Genomic DNA, 22,235 nt, shown 5'->3' with positions numbered 1-22,235 from the left:
CCCGTCTTAATAAAGGAACGGGAGCGGACAACCGCTCCCGTCCTTTTTTTCTACAGTGCCCGCTTTTCGCGGTCGTAGTTCTGCCCGAGGAAGGCAGGTACGCGCGCTTTGCGGAACGAGAACACCATCACCAGAATGGTTGCCAGATACGGCAGCATCAGCAGGAACTGGTATGGGATGGCTGTGCCCAGCACCTGCACGCGGTACGCCAGCACCTCGATCAGGGCGAAGAACAGCGCCCCGTACAGAATGGTGTCGGGCTTCCACCCGCCGAAGAAGGTCAGCGCAATCGCCAGCCAGCCGCGTCCCTTGACCATGTTTTCGGTGAAGGTGCCGGTGTACACCATCGGCAGGTATGCCCCTGCGAGTCCGATGAGCATTCCCCCCACAATGGCAGTCCAGTAGCGCGAACGGGTGACGTTCACCCCGAGACTGTCGGCAGCCTGGGGATTTTCACCCACTGCGCGCAGTTCCATGCCCACCTGTGTGCGGTACAGGTACCACCATAACCCCACCGAAAGCAGGATGGAGAAGTACACCAGCGCGTTTTGTTTGAAGAAAATTTCTCCAATCACCGGAATCTGACTTAACACGGGGATGGAGATTTCCTTCAGGGTGGGGATGAGCGGCGGGGTCAGAGTCACGCCGATGACGATTTTTGGCAACAGGGTGGACAACCCGATCCCGATGAAGAACAGCGCCAGCCCGATGACGAATTGATCCATGCGCAGGTTGGTGGTGAAGTATGCCAGCGCCAGCCCGAACAGTCCGCCCGACAGCATGGCGGCGAGCATGCCCAGTTCGTTACTGCGCGTCAAATAACTTACCAGAAAACCGACCGAGGCTCCCACCAGCATGATGCCTTCCTGCGCCACGTTGAAGATGCCCGTGCGTCCGCCCAGCATGGTGCCCTGTCCCGCCAGCACAAACGGCACAATGGTCAGCAAAATCAGTTTTGCGTAAGAAATGATGGTCAGCCAGAACTCGTTCATGAGACCCTCTTTTGTACCAGATCGGAAAGCAGGACGAACACCAGAATGAGCGCTTCAACAATGAAAACCATTTCCACCGGGATCATCAGCGTCCTCTGCATGGCGCTGGCGCCCACCTCCAGCACAGAGATGAAGAACGCCACGAACGGCACCGCCAGATTATTGCCTTTGGCAATCAGCCCGATGATCAAGCCCAGCACCAGGAAGTTGTGCTGCATACCCTCAATGAGGCGATGCTGGGCGCCCGCCACTTCCAGTGCGCCGGAGAGACCACCCACGCCGCCAGCAATGACCAGCGAGGCAATGAACATCCAGCGGGTATTGATGCCAAACACCCCTGCGGCGCGCGGGTTGGCGCCGGTTGCCACCAGTTCATAGCCGCTCACCGTGCGGGTGATGACGTAGTACACCACCGCCACCACCAGAATCGCCAGCAAAATGCCGGAGTGGAGGGGCGGGTTGTTGACCAGCATGGGAAGCCAGCCGTTTTCACCAATGGCAAGGGTAGTCGGGTGTCCCGCTCCCGGGTCGCGCAGAGGACCGGTACATACGTAGTTGACCAGATTGAACGAAACGAAGTTGAGCAGAACGGTGGTGAGGATTTCGTTGATGCCAAAGCGGTACAACAGCCACCCTGGAATCAATCCCCACAGCGCACCGCCCAGCACTCCTGCCAGCAGCACCAGAGGTATCAGCAGGACCGGCGGCAGGTTTGCAAAGACAATGCCCACCACAGTGGCGGCGGTTGCCCCGACCAGCAATTGTCCCTCGCCGCCGATGTTAAATTTGCCTGCCGTCAGCGGAATGGTGAATGCCAGCGCCTGCAGCACCAGCGGCACGAACTTCAGCAGGGTTTGCACAAAGCCGTTGGGGGTGCGGAACGAGGTGAACAGAATCGTTCCGTAGGCTTTGAACACGTCAAACCCCATCAAGGCGATGAACACGCCCGCCGCGGCAAACGCCGCCAGCACAGCCAGCAGGTAGGGAAGCACCGCGCGGGCGATTGAGAAGACTGCGTTTGATTTCTTCATAAGACCCCTTCCTCATGCCTGCGGGCGAATGCCGCTCATCATCTGTCCAATGGTGTATTTCTCGAACTGCCCGCGTTCCACAATGCCCAGCAGTTCGCCTTTGTACAGCACGCCGATGCGGTCGCACATCAGCATCAGTTCATCCAGGTCTTCTGAGATGAGCAGGGTAGCCTGTCCCTGTCGTTTGCGTTCCAGCATCTTCTGGTACACCAGATCCATTGAGGGAATGTCCAGCCCGCGGGTCGGGTTGTGTGCTACCAGCACCGGCGCTGTGGCGGAGAATGCCCGTGCCACCATCACCCGCTGGATGTTGCCCCCCGAAAGGTTGCCGCCCATGTCTTCCGGTCCAGAAGTCTTGATGTTGTACTGCCCGATCAACTCCCGCGCGCGGGAGAAGACCGTGCTCCAGTCAATGACTCTGCCGTTGCTGTAGGGCGGGCGGCGGTGCAGCCCCAGAATCAGGTTGTGCGCCACGCTGGCGCGCGGCAGGAAGCCATCATGCAGGCGGTCTTCGGGAATGTAGGCAAAATCGCCCTTCAAGACCCGCCGGGAATCGGGATGCGGCAGTGTCTGATCTCGCAGGAACACCTGCCCGGACTGTACCGGTAGCAGTCCCATAACCACTTCCGCCAGTTCCCGTTGCCCGTTGCCTGCCACCCCGGCAATGCCGAAAATCTCCCCTTCGCGGACATCGAAGGAAATACCCTTCAGCGCCACACTGCCTTCAGCGGGCGCGGTGACAATGCCCTCCACACGGAGCAAAGGAACGGGCGCAGGCGCGGGCAGGTCCTGCCCGGCATGGGCAAAGATGACACTGCGGCTTAAATCCATGCCTTCGCCAACCATGGCGCGCACGAAGGCGTCTTCCGAAGCCTCCTGCCGGTCGAGGGTGAGCACGTTTTTGCCGTTGCGCAGCACGGTGATGCGGTCGCACACGCTCATCACCTCGCGCAGTTTATGGGTGATGAACACCACGCTCAAGCCTTCCTGCACCATCACCCGCAAGGACTGGAAGAGCGCGTCCACTTCCTGCGGGGTGAGGTTGGTGGTGGGCTCGTCCAGAATGAGCACCTGCACGCCGCGGTAGAGGGCTTTGAGAATTTCCACCTTCTGACGCATGCCCATGGGCAGGTCTTCAATCAGCGCATCCAGCGGCACCTGAAGCCCAAAACGCTCCTGCAGGCTCTGAATTTTCTGCACCTCGGCATCGTAGCGGTTGTTCCAGCGGTTTTTCCGCGGCGCTCCGATGAGGATGTTCTCAAGCACGGTAAAAGACCCCACCTGTAAAAAGTGCTGATGCACCATGTTAATGCGGTGGGTAATGGCATCTTTCGGTCCGGTGATATGCACCGGCTGGTCGTTCAGGAAAATCTCCCCGGCATCGGCGCGGTACAGCCCAAACAGGATGTTCATCAGAGTGGTTTTACCGGCGCCGTTACCGCCCAGTAGCCCGTGAATTTCCCGCTGGCGCAGTTCAAAGGAAACGTCGTCCAGCGCCTGGGTACTGCCAAAAGCCTTGGAGACTCCCCGCATGTGCAAAAGGATGGGTGCGTTCATGCGTCCTTTCTCGTAAGACTGGTTAAGATGGCATGAAGGCTCCCCGGACAGGGAGCCTTCATTCTCAGGAAAAGGATTATTTGATCTCGCTGGTGTCTTTCACCACCTGAATCTTACCGGACACCAGATCGTTGATGACGCCCTTCATCTCTTCTTCGACAGCCGGGTCAACGTTCTTGAAGGGGGTCTGGAGCGAAACACCGGTGTCGAAGCCCAGCGGGTAGTAGCCGCCCTTCTCGCCCGCCTGAATCTTGCCGACGATGTCTTTCATCGGTTTGACGAAATCGTACAGCAGAGAGGTGACGTAGTTGTCGGGGGCAATGCTGGTCTTGTCGGTGTACTTGGCGGTGACCAGAATCTTCTTGTCGGTGGCGGCTTTGGCGGCTTCGAATACGCCCAGCATCCCGTTGTTGAGTGAGCCAACCAGCACATCATAGCCTTCGGCGATCATGGTGTCGGCAACCTGGCGCGCCTTGGTGGGATCGTTGAAATCGCCTGCCCACACGGCTTTGAGTTCCACGTTCTTGCCGGAGTCTTTGATGGCTTGTTGCATGGCGTGCACTTCGGCATACGAGAAGGGCAGGGTCAGCCCGCCGATGTAGCCGATTTTGCCGGTCTGAGTGATGCGCGCCGCCAGCGCGCCCACGCCGTAGAAGCCAACGTGGAAGTTGCGGTCAATGAACCAGACGTTTGCGGGCATTTCCGCCGGTTTGGCATCGCCTTCAGCGATGAAGACGACATCGGGGAACTGCTTGGCAAGTTCGATGGTCTGGTTGACGTACTGTCCGCCGTGAGTCCAGATGATGTTGTAGCCCTGGTCAATGTACTCGCGCATCACGCGGTCAATATCAGGAACGGCAACCGTCTCCGAGTATGCCATCTGGACGCCCAGGTCCTTCTGGACGGCTTCAGCGCCCAGGTACCCCAGGGTATTGTAGTCCGAGTCGTTGATCACGCCCGGGAAAATCGCCGCCAGTTTGTACGTCTTGGCAGGCTGGGTTGGCGTGGCTGGGGTGCAAGCCGCCAGCACCAGCGCCAACAGTAACACTACAAAAAGAACCCGCTTCATTGTATTCTCCTCCTGAAATAAAATATAGGGGAAACAATTCCAGTCTAATCAGATTCTCAGACAATGTCAATTATTTCCTGCTTTTCTTCATTCAAAAATCAGACATCCCTCACTAAAAAATAATCGCCGTGGAGAATTCTCCACGGCTTGAAAACGACAGACACAACCGTCCGGCTCTCCCTTCAGAGAGCCGTTGCATCCGTGCGCTTTTTTTTTCGTTCAGGATTCTTTTTCTGCCTCGGGGGCAGGCGCTTCGCTCGCCGAAGACGCCGCTTTAGGCTGACCGCCCTCGCTCTTTTTCTTACCTGGCTTGGCAGGGGAGAGCACCATGGTCATGACCTTGCCTTCCAGCAGGGGCGCCTGCTCGATGGTGGCGATGTCGGATAATTCCTCGGCAATTTCGCGCAGGTCTTCCAGTGCCAGTTCGGGGTAGGTGATTTCCCGCCCGCGGAAGCGCACGGTGACCTTGACCTTGTTGCCTTCCAGCAACCAGCGGCGGGCATCCCGGGTCTTGAATCCGCGGTGATGTTCGTTGGTCTTGGGGCGCAGACGAATCTCTTTAACTTCGATGCGCGTCTGTGCCTTCTTGGCTTCGCGTTCTTTTTTGGCGCGTTCGTAGAGGAATTTTCCGAAATCCATCACCCGGCAAACGGGTGGGGTAGCGCCAGGCGCTACTTCGACCAGATCCAGTTCGGCATCGCGAGCGATGCGCAGGGCTTCTTGAATGGGCACAACGCCCAGATTTTCGCCCCCGGGTCCAATCAGGCGTACTTCCGGGACCCGGATCATCTCATTGACACGAAAGGTTTGGGTACTGATAGGCTTCTCTCCGTCCTTCAACAAATAGATATAGATTACCCGTTTGTTTAGCGGGCACTTTCATCATACCAAAAGTACCCTTTCTCGTCAACTTTTTTCGTGCCAGAGTTTTTTGAAAATGGTGGGGCGAATTGCCTGCCGATTTGGCTTGACATTCCTGTTCCCCTTTTCTATTATGGATTATGAAACTGCTTTCTCAGGGAGGGAAAGATGCTGTACCATTTCCTGGATAAACTCGATGAGACGTTTGGGCTCGATGAAGCCCGGGCGCACTGCGACATCCCCTGCGGGATTTACGACCCCCATCTGGCACAGGTGGCGGCGCTGACCGTCATTCGCATGGTGGACTTGATGGAAGACCTGGTCAAGGGCGAAATCAAAGAGACCATGACCTTCCACAATTCGCTCACCCGCTACATTCTCATCAAAGAAGAACACGCCGAGTTGTGCAAGCGCGAGATCCGCGTCATCTTTGGGGATTTCATCAAGAAAGAGCATGTTGAGAAGTACCCCGAACTGCCCACCCTCTTCCATAAGATCATGCAGGCAGGCTCCAAAGCCCGTCAGAGCGCCAGCCGGGAAGCCGGACTGGAACTGCTGGCACTGGTGAATCGCTTTGCGGAAATCTTCTGGGAGATCAAGGGCATTCCCACCAAGCGGGTCAAAGCCCCTTACAAGCCGGAAGAGGAAATCGTTTACCCGGTTCTGTGATTCTAAAATTCCTGCGCGTGCGCGGAGCCAGCCTCGCTCCTCTGTTTCAGGACGGCGATTTTGTGCTGGCTTCGCGCCTGCCTCTGTGGTTTCGTCCTCCACGGGTGGGTGAGGTGGTGGTGTTCTCCCACCCTGCCTATGGCAGATTGATGAAACGCGTGGCACAGGTTCTGCCCGATCGCCGTCTCATCGTGCGCGGCACGGATATTGACTCGGTGGACAGTCGCACTTTTGGCGCCATTGAAGCGCGCCAGGTCGAAGGCGTGGTGATTGCCCATATTCCTCGTCCGCGATCCGGTTAAAGGCGTTTCGGGCGGCACAGCGTAGTTCATGTGACCTGTTCCTGCCAGCGAATGCCTCTTCCCTCACAGGACGGTTGGCAGGATGATCGGTCTGCCGCCGTCTCCCGAGGAGAGGCGCTGAAGCGGTACCCGGTACACCGGGCTGAGCAGGTCGGGGGTGAGGATTTCTTCCGGTGTGCCCAGCGCAATCAACCGTCCTTCTACCAGTAAACCTAACCGGTCGGCATAGCGCCCGATCAGATTGAGGTCGTGGAGCGCCATGATCACGGTCAACCCTTCGGTATCTACCAGGTGGCGTACACTTTCCAGCAAACTGATCTGATAGTGCAGGTCAAGGTGGGTGGTGGGTTCGTCCATCAGCAGGATGGGGGTTTCCTGCGCCAGCGCCCGCGCCAGCAGAAGGCGCTGTTGCTCACCGCCAGAGAGTTCGCCCACCTGCCGTTCTGCCAGTTCTACCGCGCTGGCGCGTTCCAGCGCGCGTTGAACGCAGTTCCGGTCGTACGCCGAGAGGTTGCCGAGCCAGTTCAGGTAAGGAGTACGTCCTAACTGCACCACCTCTCTACCGGTGAACATGGGCGGCAGGTGGCGGGCTTGCGGCACCACGGCAATCAGACGGGCGCGCTCGCTTTCTGAAAGGCGGTGTACCGCCCGTCCCATCACCTCCACGCGACCTTTGGCAGGCGGCAGAATGCCGCTCAATGCCCGAATCAGGGTGGTTTTGCCCGCTCCGTTGGGTCCCAGAATGCCCAGAATCTCCCCGCGCTGTACGCTAAAGGTCACCTCGCGCAGGATGGGCTGGTTGCCCAGTTCGACGGACAGGTTTTGAACTTGAATGATGGATGTTTCCATACGCCCTCCCTAATAGACCTGCTGGCGGGTGCGTTGCAGTACCCAGAGAAAGAACGGCGCGCCGCTCAGCGCGGTAATCATGCCCACTGGTAGTTCCTGCGGTGCCATGACCACCCGCGCCAGCACATCGGCGAGCAGGAGCAGGGTTGCCCCACCCAGCACCGAGAGCGGCACCACCCGGCGGTAATCGGAACCGAAGAAGAAGCGCATCAGGTGCGGGACAATTAACCCCACAAAGCCGATGATTCCGGCATACGCCACTGCCGCGGCAGTAGCCAGCGAAGCCGCGGCGATGATGATCACACGCACACGCTCGACGGGCAAACCCAGTTGCTGGGCTTGCTCTTCGCCAAATTGAAAAACGTTGAGGGCGTGCCCGCTGGTGCACAGGACCCCCAGCCCCGCTACAACATAAGGCAAAGCCCCCCATACCGGGCGCCACCCGCCAATGGCTGCGCCGCCCAGCAGCCACACCAGCGCGCGGCGCAGTTCTCCGGTCGAGGTGAGCATGAGAAACGAGGTCAGAGCGCCCGTAAAGGAACTCACTGCCACCCCTGCCAGAATCAGGTGTGTGGTGGGGACGGTGCGTCCCACCCGTGCCAGTGAATACACCACAGCCACCGTCAACAGGGCGCCGGCGAAAGCCGCAATTGGAACGGTAAAGTAACCGGCAAGGGTGCGCGGCAGTCCGCCGGTGAGGACCAGCACCGCACCCAGACCCGCCCCGGAAGCCACGCCCATCAGGTAAGGGTCTGCCAGCGGATTGCGGAACAAGCCCTGAAAAGCGGCACCGCTCCCGCCCAGTGCCGCCCCTGCCAGCAGCATCAGGGCGGTGCGTGGCAGGCGTAAGTCAAACAGGATGACGGCGAAGGTCTGCCATTCCGCCGGGATGGCACCCCCCGCCAGCCGCACTCCCAGCAGGTGGAAGAGGGCGGCGGGGGGAATGAACACACTGCCCACCGCAACCGATAGGAGGAGTGAGAGAACGAGAGGGGGTATGGAGAAAAGGAGCGGGCGAGCAGTGTGTTTCATTAGAAGGTTTCCTACGGCACTTGATTTGCCAGTTCAGGGTGCAGAAGGCGCACCAGTTCTGCCAGCCCGTCTATCTGACGGGGACCCGGGCGGCTGATGAGGTCATCGTTGATGGGGAAGACCTTGCCGTTCTTCACCGCGCTCAATTTCTCCCATCCGGCACGCTGGGCAACGCTCTCGACGGTGACGCCCCAGTTGGAATCGCCCAGCAGAATAATATCGGGATCCTGCACGAGCAGTTCCTCAAGGCTGATCTGTGCCCATTCGCCCTGCAAACTGGCGCCAACGTTGACCCCGCCCGCCAGCGTAATTAACTGGTCAATGAACGTCCCGGGACCGCTGGTCCAGGGCTTGGAGGGGTCCTGACTGGCATCCAGTTCGTATAACACTTTGGGCTTAGCGGTGGCTTTCTCCACTACCGCAAGAATTTTCTGCTGGCGTTCCTTCAGGCTGGCAACCAGCGCCCGGGCTTCGTCGTCACGTCCGGTCACCCTGCCTACCAGTTCGATGTTGGCATACATCTCTTCCAGGTTGGTGGGGTTGGGGACAACGATGATGGTGAAGCCCAAATCCTTGAGGGCTTGCAGAGTCTCCGGCGCAGTCAGTGGCGAAGCCAGCACCAGATCGGGTTTCAGCGCCACCATTTGTTCGGTATCGTACTTGCCCATGGAGCCGCCAATGCTGGGCAGGGCAAGGGCTTCTTCAGGGTAGTTGGAAAATTCTTCGCGGGCAATGACCTGCGGACCGGCGCCTACTGCAAAGAGCAGTTCGGTGTTGGAAGGCGCCAGAGAGATAATGCGCTGTGCCGGGGCTTCCAGCCTCAATGTACCGCCCATACCATCGGGCACTTCGATGGTCGGAGCAACGGTTACGGTAAAGGTAGGTGTGGGTGCAGGCGTGGCGGTTGCCGCCGGAATGGCTGTCGGCGCCGCGGTTGGGGTTGCCGCCGGTGCGCAGGCAGAAAGCGCCGTCAAAACGAGGGCGAAAAGGAGCAAAAGAGAGGATATTCGTTTCATCGTCTGACCTGTTTCTTCCATGAGTGTCAAAAAGATTCCAGTTACCGCACCCGGCGCAGTTGCCGGTTAAATCGAACTCCCTGTCACGGGGGACAGGGAGGGGTCAGCCGGTATTTTGAGGTTTCATACCGCTTCCCACCTCCTTTCCGCGAGAGTGTGAGAAACGCCACCTCAGGCGGTCGTCCTGACTGACCACATCGGCGTGTGGATCACAGTTGCGCGACAGTGCCGGACTTGCACCGGCTTCGCCATTATGCCCGCCCATCCGGGGGCTTGGGCACCTGAGGGGGTGTTTTGTTATCCGGATTGTACAACTCTTGACAGGGAGAGTCAAGTTTATTTCCCTCCCGTCTTCGTGATACAATACTTCTCGATGACCTGGGACATTTCCGGACACGACTGGGCTGTGGACCTGCTCAAAGGGCATATCCGCCGCGGGGAGGTGCGCCATGCCTACCTCTTCAGCGGTCCGATGGGCATTGGCAAGCGCACGCTGGCGCTGCGCTTTGCCCAGGCGCTCAACTGCCCTGCACCGCTTGCTCCCGGCGAACCCTGCAGAACCTGCCGGGTGTGCCGTCAAATCGAGCAGATGAGCCATGTGGACTTAAGCGTGGTGCAATCTGAGGGCGAAGGTATGATTCTGAAGGTGGATCAAGCCCGTGAACTTCAGCAGACCCTTGCCATGACCCCGCGCGAACTTCCCTACCGCATGGCTCTGCTGTTGCGTTTTCACGAAGCCAACGCCAGCGCTCAGAATGCTCTTCTCAAGACGCTGGAAGAGCCTCCCAGCCGTGCCATCCTGCTCATCACTGCCACCTCGCCCGAAGACCTGCTACCCACTATCGTCTCGCGTTGTGAGGTCCTGCGCCTGCGTCCGCTGGCACCCGAAGCCTGCACACCGGTGCTGATGAGCCACGGCATTCCGGAAGAAAAGGCGCGCCTGCTGGCGCATCTGGCAGGTGGACGCCCCGGTTATGCCCTTACTCTGCATCAACAACCTGCTCTGCTGGAAGCCCGTCAGCATTTACTGGAAGACCTCCTGCACCTGTTGAGCGCGCCGCGCCGCGAACGCTTTGCCTATGCCGAGCGGCTGACCGCTTCACGCGGAAAAGAACGCGAGCGCCTGCTTCAGGCGCTCACGTTGTGGCTGTCTTTCTGGAGAGATATTCTGCTGTGCGCCAGCGGGAGCGGTGTACCCCTGACTCATCTGGATTACGCCGCGCAGGTTCAGCGCGTTGCTCAACAGGTAGGGCTGGAGCGTGCCGCCTCTGTCACCCGGCGTCTGGAGGAAAATCTTCAGCGTCTGGAAAGTAACCCCAATATGCGGTTGCTGGCGGAAATGACCCTGCTGGAAATGCCGCGTCTGCCGGAAGACTTCAGCGCCGTTCCCCGGGAATGACCATGGCAATGAAGGTGGTTTTCTCTGCAGGGGATTGCTGCCGCTTCTGCGCGGTGCGGTAATCCAGCGGACCCAGCGCCTCAGGGTCACGGGGCGGGTAATACACCCATGTTGTTGGAAGTTCCTGTTCCCATTCCGGAACGGTGGTATAGATGGCGCTTTCTGAAGAACGTTGCAAAGTTTCGGACATAACAGCAGCAGACTGGTTCCATGTGCGGATCAGCGTGGGGGAAAGCGCCAGCAGGAGCAACACAAATGCTGCGGCGCTGCGCCACCACAGGGCAAGACGCCGTTCTTCCGCCTGCAAGCGCATGTACAACTGCTGACGAAAGTCGCGCGGCGGTGTTTTTCGGAATGCCCTTAAAAACCAATCGTTCATTCTTTGTCCTTCAATTGAGTCCGCAACATCTGCACCACGCGGTGCAGAATGGTGCCGACATTGCTTTCGCTCAAGCCGGTCATCTGGGCGATGGTGCGGTTGGTTAACCCGGAACCGTACTTGAGCGCCACCAGTTCCTGTTCCCGCGGGGGTAACTGCGCCAGCAGGCGCCGCAGGCGCAAAATTTCATCCTGCTCCATCATGGTCTCTTCCGGATGGATGTGTCCGCCGTTCATTTCCACATCATCATCCAGCGAAACCTGACGCCCGTTCGTGCGCAGATAATCCATGGCGACATTGTGGGCAATCCGCAAGACCCAGGTGCTGAAAGCGGCAAGATCATGGCGGTAACTGGCGCGTTTGCGCCATGCTTTTTCGAAGGTCTGGGCTGTCAGGTCTTCGGCAATCACGTCTTCCAGACCGCGGTAGCGGAAGTAGTTATACACCCGCGGGAGCAGTTCGTTGTAGACGGTTTCCCAGTCCAGCGTCAGCGCCTGCGCCTGTGCAGATTGGGTAAGTTCCAGTTCCTGCACCGTTTCTCCTTCTCCTCCATGGGCTCTGAAGCATTTCAGGACACATTTCAATCTTACGATATTTTTCCCATTTTGTGTAATCTGTTTTATACTTGCGAAGAAAGTTCCCTTGCCCGGGAACGAAAGGAAAAAACGCCATGATGATGGTTCTTCTTGTGCTGGATGATCCCGAACTGCTGGACGATGTCCTGCAGGCCTGGCGCAATGCCGGGGTCATCCCCCTGAGTGTCATTGAAAGCACCGGCATTCACCGGCGTAAAAAGCGCGTGCCCATGCGCTACGTCTTCGATGAGGGTGTGGAGATGGAAGGACATCTCACCCTGTACGGCATTTCCCTGTCTGCCGGGGCAGTGGAAGCCTGTTTGAAAGCCACCGAAGCCATCACCGGCGATCTGGATTTGCCCAGTACAGGTGTCTTCGCCGCCTGGGAGATTCAGTCTCTGTATGGGCTTCCTGGAGAGGATTCTCAGCCATGATGTGGGTGCAGTTTCTTATTACCGCTGCTGTCATTGTCCTGGCGGCAACGAAACTCGCGGAATACGGTGATGTGATTGCCGTGCGCACCCGTCTGGGCGGGTTGTTCATCGGTACCATTTTGATTGCCGCCGCCACTTCACTCCCGGAAGTGCTCACCACGGTAAGCGCGGTTCAGCAATCTTTCCCAAACCTGGCGGCAGGCAACCTGCTGGGGTCGAATACCTTCAACATGTTCCTGCTGGCGGTGCTGGACGTGCTGGCGCGTAACGAACGCATTTTACGCAAAGTTGCCCTCAAACATGCCCTCTCCGGTAGTCTGGCAATTTTTATGATCGGACTGGTGTTGTTTTTCATGATTGCCAACCTGTCCATAAAGATTGGCTGGGTGGGAGTGGACAGCCTTCTGATCATGCTGGGGTACTTTGCCGCCATGTATCTGCTTCAAGCCAGTAATACCGATGGCGCACTGCTGGAAGTTGAAGTCCCCCCGGGAATGCCTTCTCTTGCCACGGCACTGCTGGGCTTTGGGGTTGCCGCCGGGGCGCTCATTTACGTGACCCCGTACATGGTCAGCGCCAGTGCCGAAATTGCCGAAGTGACCGGTCTGGGCACCACCTTTGTGGGTTCCACGCTGGTGGCGGCGGTCACCTCTCTGCCCGAGATGGTCACCACGCTGGCGGCGTTACGCTTTGGGGCTTACGACATGGCGATTGGCAACCTCTTCGGAAGCAACCTGTTCAATATGTTCGCGCTGGGTTTGACCGATGTGTTTTACACCCCCGGGCGTTTTCTGGCGGTGATTGATCCGTCCTTCCTGCTGGTGGGTATGCTGGGCTTGCTGATGACCGGTATGGGGTTGATCGGCAATCTGGCGCGTTTGCGCCACCGGATTTTGTTCATCGAAGTAGATGCCCTGGCGCTGACGGTGCTTTACTTTGGCGGAATGTACCTGCTGTACCTCCGCGGAATCAGTCCCTGATCCTTTTTCCATTCCAGTTGAAAAAAACGCTCCCAACAACGCATGAGCGCAGTACGTTCACCGGGTGATGGGGGCTTTCCTGTTCAGGAAATTGCCTGCACACATTGGAATGATTTTCCCCATCCTCATCTCTTCTCCCGGAGGTCAAAAGGAGCCTTCGGGTTGCCCTCTCCTGTGTAGAGGGAGGAGAGGATGAGGCTTTTCACCTTTGAGAAAACTGTGCCCAATCCTTGTTATTTCCCTTGACATCCCTGCCATGGGGTTGTATTATTCGATATCGTATTATTCTATCTTGTATGAATTGACAGGACACGATCATGCCCATGCCTCCTCGCTCCAGTCAGGAAATCCTCACCTATTTACGGGACTACGTTCAGCGTTACCAGCCGATGGAAGGAGTCGAATACCCCACGAGCGGGTTGGAAATTGCCACCTTTATCCGCATGCTGTTTCACATCATCAAAGATCTGGAAGAAACTCACGTAGACGATATGGAACTTTCCGGTCCGCGGGTGAATCTGCTCTTCCGCCTGCTGTGGGAAGAGGAGCGTGGAAATTTTCAGGGCTTGACCCCCTCGGAGTTGAGCCATAACCAGCACGTGACCCGCAATACCATCAGCGCCTTGCTCAATGGGCTGGAAGAACAGGGCTTGATTGTCCGTGAACTGGACAAAGACGACCGCCGTCTCTTCCGCATCCGTCTGACCGACAAAGCCCGCCTGACCCTGCAACGCATCATCCCCGAACGGGTGACCTTCATCCGCGAACTGGTAGCGGGTCTCACGGTGGAAGAACAGAAGCAACTGGTAGCGTTGATGGCAAAACTGTTCGATTCCATTTATCAGCGCCGGTGTCTGCAGCGCGAGACGGCTCCGGACGATTCCAGTGAATCATCTTTGTTGAAGGAGGAAGAACCTCGATGAATGTTCGTAACCCTCACCCTTCTGGCGGTGCAGGGACGCCACCCATGACCATGTCGGGGCTCAGGCGTTCATTTTCCCTGCTCAAAAATTACCGTGGGGTAGCCTTCCTGGCTTATTTTTCTCTGTTCATTTCCACGGCGGCGATGTTAATGGTGCCCCAGATTACGCAGAACATCATTGACGCTGTTACCCATGGTCTGGTGGCGCAGAAGATTGCCGCCCTCCCTGCTGCTTTCCAGAGCATGGCGCTCCAGCAGTTGGGCTGGACGGCTGAGCAGTTTGCCCGTTACCGTGACGGCGGGGTCAATGCGGTACTGTGGTCCGGCGTGCTGATTGTGCTGTTCGCCATTGCCCGTGGATTGTTTGCCTTCTCGCAGGGCTACAATGCTGAACGCGTCTCGCAGGGCATTGCCTTTGACCTGCGCAACCGCCTCTTTGAGAAAATTCAACGCCTGTCTTTCAGTTACCACGATCGCAATCAGACCGGGCAATTGATGGTGCGGGCAACCGATGATGTGGACAAGGTGCGCCTTTTCCTGGGACAGGGCTTGCTCATTGCCCTGCAGTCGGTTGTATTGCTTGTGGCGGCGCTGATCATCCTCTCTGCCACCAACTACCGCCTGATGCTCACCATTTTGCCCATCCTGCCGGTTGCCATGGCGGTGTTCTTTGTGTTCAGCCGCATTGCCCAGCCGCTTTTCCTGGGCGTTCAGCAAAGGCTTTCCCGCCTGAACACTATTTTGCAGGAAAATCTGGCAGGTATTAAGGTCATCAAAGCCTTTGTGCAGGAACCGGTGCAGAAAAAACGCTTCAATCAAGCCGCCGAAGACTTGATGAACCAGCAAATCAAAGTCTCCCGCACGTTCAGTTTCCTCTTTCCGTTTGTCTTTTTGATTGCCAACCTGGGGCAGGCGCTGATTCAATATGCAGGCGGCAGACAGATCATTGAAGGCACGCTGTCCATCGGCGAATGGCAGAAGTTCAGCATGTATCTGTTTTACGTCTTCTTCCCGCTGGGACAGTTGGGCTTTGTCATTAATCAACTGGCGCAAGCCAGCGCCTCGGCAAACCGGATTTATGAAATCCTCGACGCTGAGAGCGAGGTCAAGAACAAGCCGGATGCGCTGGAACTCCCTCCCATTCAGGGACGGGTGGAGTTTCGCAATGTGACCTTTAAGTACTTTGGCAGCAGCGAGCCTGCTCTGGACGATGTCAGTTTCGTTGCTGAACCCGGGCAGACCATTGCCCTGCTGGGCGCAACGGGGAGCGGGAAGAGCACCATCATCAATCTCATCCCGCGCTTTTACGATGTGAGCGCCGGCAGCGTGCTCATTGACGGCTACGACGTGCGCGATGTCACCATTGAATCCCTGCGGCGGCAGATTGGCATTGTGCTGCAGGATACCACCCTGTTCACCGGCACAATTCGCGAGAATATTGCCTTTGGAAAACCTGAAGCCACCCAGGAAGAAATCGAAGCCGCCGCAAAAGCCGCGCTGGCGCACGATTTCATCATGAGTTTCCCCGATGGCTATGATACACGGGTAGGCGAACGCGGCACGACGCTGAGCGGTGGGCAAAAACAACGCATTGCCATTGCCCGCGCTTTACTGCTCGATCCACGCATCCTCATTCTGGACGACTCTACCAGCAGTGTGGATACGGTTACAGAGTACCAGATTCAGCAAGCCCTGAACCGGTTGATGAAAGGGCGTACCAGTTTTGTCATCGCCCAACGCATCAGCACGGTGCGCAACGCTGATCAGATTCTGGTGCTGGATCGGGGCAGAATCGTGGCGCGCGGCAGACACGAAGATCTGTTGGAAGAAAGCCCGATTTATGCAGAAATCTATCATTCGCAACTGATCGAAGACGTTCCTGCGGTGGCGGCGCTCACGGGCGCTTCTGCGGCAGAGTAAACAAAGGGAGGAAGCATTATGGGAATGGGACGTGGACCGGGCGGACCGATGGGAATGCTGGCTCAGGAAACCAGCAAGCCGGTTAACCCCAGCGTGACTCTGGGACGCCTTTTCAAAGAATTTAAACCCTACAGCGCCATTCTGATTCTGGTGTTGATCACCATTCTTGCCAACGCCTGGGTGCAGGTGATTTCCCCCGACCTGACCGGGCAGATTGTGGACTGTTACCTTTCTCCGGCAATTGCCCAGCAGGTGCAGAGCCAGGCGGGCATGCCTGCCGCCATTGCAGGCGGAACAGCCCGTTTGAGTCAGAGCGGTCAGAACAACTGCTGGTACACCCAAAATCCGGGCGGCACGAAGGAAGAAATTTTGCGCGGGCTGGGCGGGCTGATTCTGCTCATTACCGGGCTGTTTGTGGTGGGTGCCATCATGGGCGGCTTACAGTTCTTCCTCATGTCCTGGGCAGGTCAGCATGTGCTGAAAGATTTGCGGGTGCGCGTGTTCGATCATCTGCACAGCCTCTCGCTCAAGTTCTTCAACGAGAATGAGGCGGGCAACCTGATGAGCCGCATCACCAACGATATGGAGACGCTCCAGCAGGCGCTGGGGTTTGCACTGGTCAACGTGACCAGCGGACTGGTGTTGCTGGTGTGGGTTGCCATCACCATGCTGAGCAAGTCGGTGCCGTATGCTCTGGTAGGTATGGCGGCAGTGCCACTCATGGTGCTGGCGACCAACTGGTTCTCCAGCCGGGCGCGGCAAGCCTTCCGCGTGGCGCGCAAGGAAATTGGACGGGTGAGCGCCAATCTGGAAGAGAGCATTTCCGGGGTGCGCGAGGTGCAAGCCTTCAGCCGTGAGGAGCAGAACATTGAAGCCTTCCGTGAGTCCAGCGCCAGTTACCGCGATGCCAACATCCGCGCAGTGGCGTACACCTCTGCGCTTTCGCCTACGCTGGAAGCCCTGGGGTACCTTGCCATGGCGCTGGTGACGGTAGTGGGCGGGGTGTACATCCTTAACGGCAGGGACTTTTTCGGTACTTCGCTTTCGTTGGGTCTGGTGATTACCTTCATGGGCTACGTCCAGCGTTTCAACCAGCCTATTCAGCAGATTTCCACGCTGTGGGCGAACATCCAGAGCGCCATTGCCGGCGCTGAGCGCATCTTTAGTTTGCTGGACACCAGACCCGACGTGGTGGACGCGCCTGACGCCATCGAGATGCCCCCCATTCAGGGACGGGTGGAGTTTGATCATGTCCATGCCGAGTACGTGGAAGGCGTTCCGGTACTGGAAGATGTCTCCTTCACCGCCGAAGAAGGACAGACTATTGCCATTGTGGGTCCAACGGGGGCGGGCAAGACCACGATTATTAACCTCATCCCGCGCTTTTATGATGTGACCAGAGGGCAGATTCGCATAGATGGAATAGATATCTCCCGCGTTCGGGCGGAGTCACTGCGGCGGCAAATTGGCATTGTCTTGCAGGATACCTTCCTGTTCAGCGACACGGTGATGAATAACATTCGCTTTGGCAAACCCGATGCCAGCGATGAAGAGGTCATTGCCGCGGCGCAACTGGCGCGCGCCGATGACTTCATCCGCCGCCTACCGCAGGGCTATGAGACTGTGCTGGGCGAGCATGGGGCAGGTTTGAGCCAGGGTCAGCGTCAGTTGATTGCCATTGCCCGCGCCGCGCTGATCAATCCGCGCATTCTCATTCTGGACGAAGCCACCTCCAGTGTGGACACCCGCACCGAGCGCCAGATTCAGGTGGCGCTGGAAAACCTGTTGCGCGGACGTACCAGTTTTGTCATTGCCCACCGCCTCAGCACCATTCGTAACGCCGACCAGATTCTGGTTGTCGAGAACGGGCGCATTGTGGAGCGCGGACGCCATGAGGAACTCCTGGAAAAGCGTGGTGCGTATTACGCCCTTTACATGAAGCAATTCGTGCAGAATGAAGCGCCCTCCGGCGCTGGACTCAGCGCTTCTCCTCAACCTGCCTGATCTCTGTATTCGATGAATGAAACATTCCCTTCATGCCGTTTTTGCATGAAGGGAATGTTTTTTGGGTTAAAAACTCTCTGCCTGTTGTCAGGTAGAAGACGAAGAGGTAAAACCCTGCCTTAGAATCCGCGCCAGAGCGGACGCGGAACCCCGCTGAAGGGCCAGGGGATGGCGAGCAGGACCACCAGCAGGGCAATGCCGAACCAGATGGCTGCACGGCGGTGCTTGCTCAGCGCTTCAGGCGCTTTGCGGGACTGTGCCCGCCCGATGTGCGCCAGCGCCAGTGCCACAATCATCATCAGAATGTGCTCCACGGCAAAGAACCGCATGGTCGGGTTGCTCATTGCCCCGCCGAAATTCTGGAAGGCAGTTTGCATGATCGGGCTGAAGACCACGTACAGCAGTAGCCCTACCAGCACCTGCACATCCATGACGGTGGTAAAAATCATCCCGGCGCGGTCGTCGAGCGCCTGCCAGGGTTTGCGGGCAAGCCAGCCCCACAGTGCCCGTCCAACGGCAAACAGCGCGGCAATCAGCAACAGCCAGCGCAAAATATTGTGAAGGGGAAGCAAAAATGCGTACATAGTTGGTCTCCTGTAAAAATCATTTTACTCCGTTTGTTGTTCAGCGCTATCTAAAATGAGATCTATGTGCAGGGTTTACAGGCAATATCCTCTCCCACCTTAAAGGTTTTTAACCTGACGTTAAACTCAGGTTATAATTTTATTCGTGAAACGAGCATTGTGGCTTATCGCCGGATGGATATTGCTGATCCTGTTCCTCTCTTCCTGCGCTCCCCGGACTGCGCAGGGAGAAGCCGTTCCCGTAGCAGCCTCCACTTCCATTCAGAATAAAGGTTCCGATACCATAGTCAATCTTGCTCTGCGCTGGGCGGAAGCCTATCAGGAATTGCATCCCGATGTGCGCATTTCCGTCACCGGCGGGGGGTCGGGCACAGGCATTGCCGCGCTGATTGACGGCACGGTGGATATTGCCAACGCCTCCCGTTCCATGAAGAAAGAAGAAATTGAAGCCGCCCGTGCCAGAGGGATTGAACCGGTGGAGCATGTCATTGCCCGCGATGCCATTGCCGTTATTGTCAATCCCGGTAACCCGGTCAACCAGTTGACGCTGGAGCAAATTTCCCTCATCTATCAGGGCAAAATTAACAACTGGCGCGAGGTGGGTGGCGAGGATCGCCCCATTGTGCGCCTCTCGCGCGAGACCAACTCCGGTACGCACGTGTATTTCCTGGAGGAGGTTATTCGTCTGGGACAGAAAGACAACAAAGCCCTCTTTTCCCGCGACACCCTGTTACTGCCTTCGTCTGAGGGCATCATCACCGAGGTGCGGGATAATCCCAACGCTATAGGCTATGACGGACTGGGCTATGTGACTCCCGAGGTAAAAGTGCTGGCGGTGGCAAAAACTGCCGATGGTCCCTACGTTCTGCCCTCGGTGGAGACGGTCAACAGCGGGGCATATCCCATCTCGCGCGATCTGTACATGTACACCCAGAAAGGCGCCGGTCCAGCAGTGCAGGAATACCTGAACTGGTTGCTCTCTCCCGAAGCCCAGAAAATTGTGCTGGAATTGGGGTTTGTCCCCGTCCAGCCTTAAAGAGGCAATTTCTTTATGGAAAACACAAGCCAACGCTCCGAGTGGGTCATCAATCTGCTGATTAAAGTTTCTGGCTATTCCAGCATCTTATTTGTGACCCTGATTTTGATTTTCCTTTTACGGGAAGGACTGCCCGCGCTGGGAGTTACCCCGCTGTCCAATTTGTTTGGTGACCGCTGGTATCCCATTGAGTCCTATTTTGGCATCTTGCCTCTCCTGTTCGGTTCTCTGGTGGTCACCCTGGGAGCGTTGTTGATTGCCATCCCCTTTGGGATTGGCACCAGTGTGTTCATCTCCGAGATTGCTCCGCCGTGGGTGAATTCGGTGGTCAAACCGTTGATTGAAATTCTGGCGGGTTTACCCTCGGTAGTGCTGGGCTTCCTGGGAATTCAGGTTGCTGCGCCGCTCTTCCGCGAGGCGTTTAACCTGCCTACCGGTTTGAGCGCGTTTACCGGCGCCGTCTTGCTGGCATTGATTGCCACCCCTACCATTGTTTCCATTACCGAAGATGCGCTGAACACGGTTCCACCCGCATACCGACAGGCGGCGCTGGCGCTGGGCGCCACCAAGTGGCAAACCATCTGGGGGGTTACCGTACCGGCGGCGCGTTCCGGCATTCTCACGGCGATCATGCTGGGCATTGGACGTTCCATTGGAGAGACCATGGCGGTGATGATGGTGACAGGCAATGCGCCAGTGCTTCCCCATGGACTCAATGCGCTGGTCATGCCGGTGCGTACCATGACCGCCACCATTGCCTCGGAGATGGGTGAGGTTGCCAACGGCAGTCCGCACTATCAGGTACTGTTCTTCATTGGAATTGTCCTGTTCGTCATTTCCCTGGGCATTAACATTGCGGCATCCTGGGTGAGTCTGCGCAGTAAGACCCGCGCGGAACGTGTGCTTTCGTGAGGACAACATGGAGCGATCGTTGACTTCGGCTCGCATTCAACAACGCATCGGGTTCAGCCTGTTAGGGCTGGTGACCTTTGCAACGGTTTTACCCGTGCTTCTCATCATTGGCTTCATCATCGTCAAAGGTGCTCCCGCAATTTCATGGGAATTTCTGACCGCCATGCCGCGCAACGGGATGCGCGATGGCGGCATCCTGCCTGCCATCATTGGCACGTTTTATCTGACGCTGGGCACGGCGATCTTCTCCGTGCCGCTGGGCATTGCCGCTGCCATTTACATTTCCGAATACGCCCCCGATAATTTCCTCACCCGCCTGATTCGCATTGCCATCATCAATCTGGCGGGCATTCCTTCGGTGGTGTACGGTTTGTTCGGGCTGGGATTGTTCGTGCTTTTCCTGCGCCTCGGGACGAGCATTCTGGCGGCATCGCTCACCCTGTCCATCATGACCCTTCCGGTGATCATTTCCACCGCTGAGGAAGCCCTGCGCAGTGTGCCGCAAGCCTTCCGCACGGTAAGCATCTCGCTGGGCGCCACCCGCTGGCAAACCATCTGGCGCATTGTCCTGCCGCAAGCCATGCCGGGCATCATTACCGGCATCATTCTGGGGCTGGAGCGCGCCGCGGGCGAAACCGCTCCCATTCTCTTCACCGGTGCGGCGTTCTTCCTGCCGCGTCTGCCGCAGTCCCCTTTTGATGCCACCATGGCGCTTCCGTATCACATCTTTGTTATCTCTACATCGGTGCCGGGCATGCCCATCCAGATTCAATACGGCACGGTGCTGGTGTTGCTGGTATTCGTCCTTGGCATGAATCTGATCGCCACGCTCATCCGTCAACGGGCGCGCGCGCGGCGTCAATGGTAAATCCTATGGAAAAAATTCGCATTGAGCACCTCAGCATTCGTTACTCGGACGGCACCGAGAGCCTGCGCGATATTTGCCTGTCCATTCCCGCCAATCAGATTACTGTATTGTTCGGCCCGGCAGGCGGGGGAAAATCCACCCTTCTGCGCGCTCTCAACCGTCTGAACGACCTGGCAGATGTGCAGGAGGTCTCCGGGCAGATTCTGTTCAATGGTGTGAACATTCTGGATCCCGGAGTGAATGTGGTGAACTTGCGCCGCAAAATTGGCATGGTGTTTTCCCGTCCGGTGGTGCTTCCGCTGAGCATTTACCAGAATGTCAGTTACGGGCTGGAACTGATGGGTGAACGCCGCAAGAGCAAACTGGATGAAGCCGTGGAGCGCGCTTTGCGCCGCGCCGCTTTATGGGATGAGGTGTACGACCGCCTGAAAGACCCTGCCAGTGCCATCTCCGGTGGGCAGCAGCAGCGCTTGTGTCTGGCGCGGGTGCTGGCGCTGGAACCGGAAGTGATCCTGCTGGATGAGCCCACCTCGGCGCTGGATCCGGTCTCCACGGCGCGCATTGAGGGGTTGATGCAGGAAATCAAAGAGCAGTACACCATCGTTTGGGTGCCGCACAACGTCCAGCAGGCTGCGCGTATGGCAGATTACGCTGCCTTCTTCCTGCAGGGCGAACTGGTGGAACATGGTCCTGGAGAGACCCTGTTCGTTAAACCACGCGACCAGCGCACTCAGGACTACGTCACCGGGCGGTTTGGGTAAATCCGGCAAATGAATGGAAGGGAAAACCGCGTCTTCCTCATGGAGACGCGGTTATTCGATAAATTCGTGGCTTGAGGGGGACA

23 protein-coding genes and 1 riboswitch are annotated in these 22,235 nt (G+C 57.5%); of the genes, 12 read left to right on the top strand and 11 right to left on the bottom strand.

What is annotated here, in order from left to right; genetic code table 11:
* Nucleotides 1–50: 50 nt before the first annotated feature.
* The 5 genes from LHF31_RS13530 to infC form a co-directional block, all read right to left on the bottom strand.
* Nucleotides 51–992: an ABC transporter permease gene (locus tag LHF31_RS13530; protein WP_298004938.1), complete on the bottom strand. Its 942-nt coding sequence runs from the start codon at nt 990–992 to the stop codon at nt 51–53.
* On the bottom strand, nt 989–2,023 hold the full coding sequence (locus LHF31_RS13525) for an ABC transporter permease (protein WP_298004941.1): 1,035 nt from the start codon (nt 2,021–2,023) through the stop codon (nt 989–991). Before LHF31_RS13525 ends, LHF31_RS13530 begins: the two co-directional genes overlap by 4 nt.
* 12 nt (nt 2,024–2,035) lie before the next feature.
* Nucleotides 2,036–3,580: an ABC transporter ATP-binding protein gene (locus LHF31_RS13520; protein ID WP_303774311.1), complete on the bottom strand. Its 1,545-nt coding sequence runs from the start codon at nt 3,578–3,580 to the stop codon at nt 2,036–2,038.
* A 76-nt stretch (nt 3,581–3,656) separates the two neighbouring features.
* Nucleotides 3,657–4,649, bottom strand: a complete 993-nt coding sequence (locus LHF31_RS13515) for a BMP family protein (RefSeq protein WP_298008770.1) — start codon at nt 4,647–4,649, stop codon at nt 3,657–3,659.
* Between the two features lie 219 nt (nt 4,650–4,868).
* Nucleotides 4,869–5,489: a translation initiation factor IF-3 gene (gene infC / locus LHF31_RS13510; RefSeq protein WP_298008777.1), complete on the bottom strand. Its 621-nt coding sequence runs from the start codon at nt 5,487–5,489 to the stop codon at nt 4,869–4,871.
* A 189-nt stretch (nt 5,490–5,678) separates the two neighbouring features.
* Between infC and sodN the strand changes: the two genes are divergently transcribed.
* A complete protein-coding gene (gene sodN / locus LHF31_RS13505) occupies nt 5,679–6,179 on the top strand; it encodes a superoxide dismutase, Ni (RefSeq protein WP_298008767.1) in 501 nt (166 codons plus the stop codon).
* A complete protein-coding gene (locus LHF31_RS13500) occupies nt 6,176–6,481 on the top strand; it encodes a S26 family signal peptidase (RefSeq protein WP_298008764.1) in 306 nt (101 codons plus the stop codon). Before sodN ends, LHF31_RS13500 begins: the two co-directional genes overlap by 4 nt.
* A gap of 63 nt (nt 6,482–6,544) precedes the next feature.
* Here LHF31_RS13500 and LHF31_RS13495 read toward each other — a convergent pair whose 3' ends face one another.
* Genes LHF31_RS13495 through LHF31_RS13485 form a run of 3 tightly spaced genes read right to left on the bottom strand, consistent with a single transcriptional unit; the run spans nt 6,545 to nt 9,378 of the window.
* Nucleotides 6,545–7,330, bottom strand: a complete 786-nt coding sequence (locus LHF31_RS13495; protein WP_298008761.1) for an ABC transporter ATP-binding protein — start codon at nt 7,328–7,330, stop codon at nt 6,545–6,547.
* A gap of 9 nt (nt 7,331–7,339) precedes the next feature.
* Entirely contained in the window at nt 7,340–8,362 is a 1,023-nt protein-coding gene (locus LHF31_RS13490; RefSeq protein WP_298008758.1) for an iron ABC transporter permease, read from the bottom strand.
* Between the two features lie 11 nt (nt 8,363–8,373).
* The gene (locus tag LHF31_RS13485; RefSeq protein ID WP_298008755.1) at nt 8,374–9,378 is read right to left on the bottom strand and encodes an ABC transporter substrate-binding protein; all 1,005 of its coding nucleotides are present in this window, start codon (nt 9,376–9,378) and stop codon (nt 8,374–8,376) included.
* A gap of 156 nt (nt 9,379–9,534) precedes the next feature.
* Nucleotides 9,535–9,678, bottom strand: a riboswitch (cobalamin riboswitch).
* Between the two features lie 73 nt (nt 9,679–9,751).
* On the opposite strand from LHF31_RS13485, the gene holB reads away from it, so the two are divergent.
* Nucleotides 9,752–10,777: a DNA polymerase III subunit delta' gene (gene holB, locus LHF31_RS13480; RefSeq protein ID WP_298005477.1), complete on the top strand. Its 1,026-nt coding sequence runs from the start codon at nt 9,752–9,754 to the stop codon at nt 10,775–10,777.
* Here holB and LHF31_RS13475 read toward each other — a convergent pair.
* Nucleotides 10,755–11,156 carry a hypothetical protein gene (locus tag LHF31_RS13475; protein WP_298005480.1) on the bottom strand — a complete coding sequence of 134 codons (402 nt, stop codon included), beginning with the start codon at nt 11,154–11,156 and terminating at the stop codon, nt 10,755–10,757. The two genes, holB and LHF31_RS13475, sit on opposite strands and share 23 nt — an antisense overlap.
* Nucleotides 11,153–11,689, bottom strand: coding sequence for an RNA polymerase sigma factor (locus LHF31_RS13470; protein WP_298005483.1), 537 nt, complete (start codon nt 11,687–11,689; stop codon nt 11,153–11,155). Before LHF31_RS13470 ends, LHF31_RS13475 begins: the two co-directional genes overlap by 4 nt.
* Before the next feature lie 137 nt (nt 11,690–11,826).
* Between LHF31_RS13470 and LHF31_RS13465 the strand changes: the two genes are divergently transcribed.
* The 5 genes from LHF31_RS13465 to LHF31_RS13445 all read left to right on the top strand — a co-directional run bounded on the left by LHF31_RS13465 (nt 11,827) and on the right by LHF31_RS13445 (nt 17,991).
* Nucleotides 11,827–12,165, top strand: coding sequence for a hypothetical protein (locus tag LHF31_RS13465; RefSeq protein ID WP_298005486.1), 339 nt, complete (start codon nt 11,827–11,829; stop codon nt 12,163–12,165).
* Nucleotides 12,162–13,145: a sodium:calcium antiporter gene (locus LHF31_RS13460; protein WP_298005489.1), complete on the top strand. Its 984-nt coding sequence runs from the start codon at nt 12,162–12,164 to the stop codon at nt 13,143–13,145. Before LHF31_RS13465 ends, LHF31_RS13460 begins: the two co-directional genes overlap by 4 nt.
* A 317-nt stretch (nt 13,146–13,462) precedes the next feature.
* Nucleotides 13,463–14,068 (top strand): MarR family winged helix-turn-helix transcriptional regulator, encoded by a 606-nt coding sequence (locus LHF31_RS13455; protein ID WP_303774310.1) that lies wholly within the window; start codon nt 13,463–13,465, stop codon nt 14,066–14,068.
* Nucleotides 14,065–15,987 (top strand): ABC transporter ATP-binding protein, encoded by a 1,923-nt coding sequence (locus tag LHF31_RS13450; protein ID WP_303774309.1) that lies wholly within the window; start codon nt 14,065–14,067, stop codon nt 15,985–15,987. The genes LHF31_RS13455 and LHF31_RS13450 overlap by 4 nt, the downstream gene beginning before the upstream one ends.
* Nucleotides 15,988–16,005: 18 nt before the next feature.
* Nucleotides 16,006–17,991 carry an ABC transporter ATP-binding protein gene (locus tag LHF31_RS13445; RefSeq protein WP_303774308.1) on the top strand — a complete coding sequence of 662 codons (1,986 nt, stop codon included), beginning with the start codon at nt 16,006–16,008 and terminating at the stop codon, nt 17,989–17,991.
* Nucleotides 17,992–18,110: 119 nt separating this feature from the next.
* Here the strand turns inward: LHF31_RS13445 and LHF31_RS13440 are convergent, their stop codons facing one another.
* On the bottom strand, nt 18,111–18,575 hold the full coding sequence (locus LHF31_RS13440) for a hypothetical protein (protein ID WP_303774307.1): 465 nt from the start codon (nt 18,573–18,575) through the stop codon (nt 18,111–18,113).
* Between the two features lie 145 nt (nt 18,576–18,720).
* On the opposite strand from LHF31_RS13440, the gene LHF31_RS13435 reads away from it, so the two are divergent.
* Genes LHF31_RS13435 through LHF31_RS13420 form a run of 4 tightly spaced genes read left to right on the top strand, consistent with a single transcriptional unit; the run spans nt 18,721 to nt 22,152 of the window.
* Nucleotides 18,721–19,611 (top strand): PstS family phosphate ABC transporter substrate-binding protein, encoded by an 891-nt coding sequence (locus tag LHF31_RS13435; RefSeq protein ID WP_303774306.1) that lies wholly within the window; start codon nt 18,721–18,723, stop codon nt 19,609–19,611.
* Nucleotides 19,612–19,626: 15 nt separating this feature from the next.
* On the top strand, nt 19,627–20,523 hold the full coding sequence (gene pstC / locus LHF31_RS13430) for a phosphate ABC transporter permease subunit PstC (RefSeq protein WP_303774305.1): 897 nt from the start codon (nt 19,627–19,629) through the stop codon (nt 20,521–20,523).
* A gap of 7 nt (nt 20,524–20,530) precedes the next feature.
* Complete coding sequence (gene pstA, locus LHF31_RS13425) at nt 20,531–21,391, top strand: phosphate ABC transporter permease PstA (protein WP_303774304.1); 861 nt, start codon at nt 20,531–20,533, stop codon at nt 21,389–21,391.
* 5 nt (nt 21,392–21,396) lie between these two features.
* Nucleotides 21,397–22,152, top strand: coding sequence for a phosphate ABC transporter ATP-binding protein (locus LHF31_RS13420; protein ID WP_303774303.1), 756 nt, complete (start codon nt 21,397–21,399; stop codon nt 22,150–22,152).
* The last annotated feature ends 83 nt before the right edge of the window (nt 22,153–22,235 follow it).

The organism is Anaerolinea thermophila (assembly GCF_020723905.1).
GTDB classification, from domain to species: Bacteria; Chloroflexota; Anaerolineae; order Anaerolineales; family Anaerolineaceae; genus Anaerolinea; species Anaerolinea thermophila_A.
This window is presented reverse-complemented; position numbering and strand designations above follow the sequence as displayed.

Coding starts and splice junctions, on each gene's coding strand:
- LHF31_RS13530 (WP_298004938.1), bottom strand. CDS start 992: ATGAACGAGTTCTGGCTGACCATCATTTCTTACGCAAAACTGATTTTG.
- LHF31_RS13525 (WP_298004941.1), bottom strand. CDS start 2,023: ATGAAGAAATCAAACGCAGTCTTCTCAATCGCCCGCGCGGTGCTTCCC.
- LHF31_RS13520 (WP_303774311.1), bottom strand. CDS start 3,580: ATGAACGCACCCATCCTTTTGCACATGCGGGGAGTCTCCAAGGCTTTT.
- LHF31_RS13515 (WP_298008770.1), bottom strand. CDS start 4,649: ATGAAGCGGGTTCTTTTTGTAGTGTTACTGTTGGCGCTGGTGCTGGCG.
- sodN (WP_298008767.1), top strand. CDS start 5,679: ATGCTGTACCATTTCCTGGATAAACTCGATGAGACGTTTGGGCTCGAT.
- LHF31_RS13495 (WP_298008761.1), bottom strand. CDS start 7,330: ATGGAAACATCCATCATTCAAGTTCAAAACCTGTCCGTCGAACTGGGC.
- LHF31_RS13490 (WP_298008758.1), bottom strand. CDS start 8,362: ATGAAACACACTGCTCGCCCGCTCCTTTTCTCCATACCCCCTCTCGTT.
- LHF31_RS13485 (WP_298008755.1), bottom strand. CDS start 9,378: ATGAAACGAATATCCTCTCTTTTGCTCCTTTTCGCCCTCGTTTTGACG.
- holB (WP_298005477.1), top strand. CDS start 9,752: ATGACCTGGGACATTTCCGGACACGACTGGGCTGTGGACCTGCTCAAA.
- LHF31_RS13475 (WP_298005480.1), bottom strand. CDS start 11,156: ATGAACGATTGGTTTTTAAGGGCATTCCGAAAAACACCGCCGCGCGAC.
- LHF31_RS13465 (WP_298005486.1), top strand. CDS start 11,827: ATGATGATGGTTCTTCTTGTGCTGGATGATCCCGAACTGCTGGACGAT.
- LHF31_RS13460 (WP_298005489.1), top strand. CDS start 12,162: ATGATGTGGGTGCAGTTTCTTATTACCGCTGCTGTCATTGTCCTGGCG.
- LHF31_RS13455 (WP_303774310.1), top strand. CDS start 13,463: ATGCCCATGCCTCCTCGCTCCAGTCAGGAAATCCTCACCTATTTACGG.
- LHF31_RS13450 (WP_303774309.1), top strand. CDS start 14,065: ATGAATGTTCGTAACCCTCACCCTTCTGGCGGTGCAGGGACGCCACCC.
- LHF31_RS13445 (WP_303774308.1), top strand. CDS start 16,006: ATGGGAATGGGACGTGGACCGGGCGGACCGATGGGAATGCTGGCTCAG.
- LHF31_RS13440 (WP_303774307.1), bottom strand. CDS start 18,575: ATGTACGCATTTTTGCTTCCCCTTCACAATATTTTGCGCTGGCTGTTG.
- pstC (WP_303774305.1), top strand. CDS start 19,627: ATGGAAAACACAAGCCAACGCTCCGAGTGGGTCATCAATCTGCTGATT.
- pstA (WP_303774304.1), top strand. CDS start 20,531: ATGGAGCGATCGTTGACTTCGGCTCGCATTCAACAACGCATCGGGTTC.
- LHF31_RS13420 (WP_303774303.1), top strand. CDS start 21,397: ATGGAAAAAATTCGCATTGAGCACCTCAGCATTCGTTACTCGGACGGC.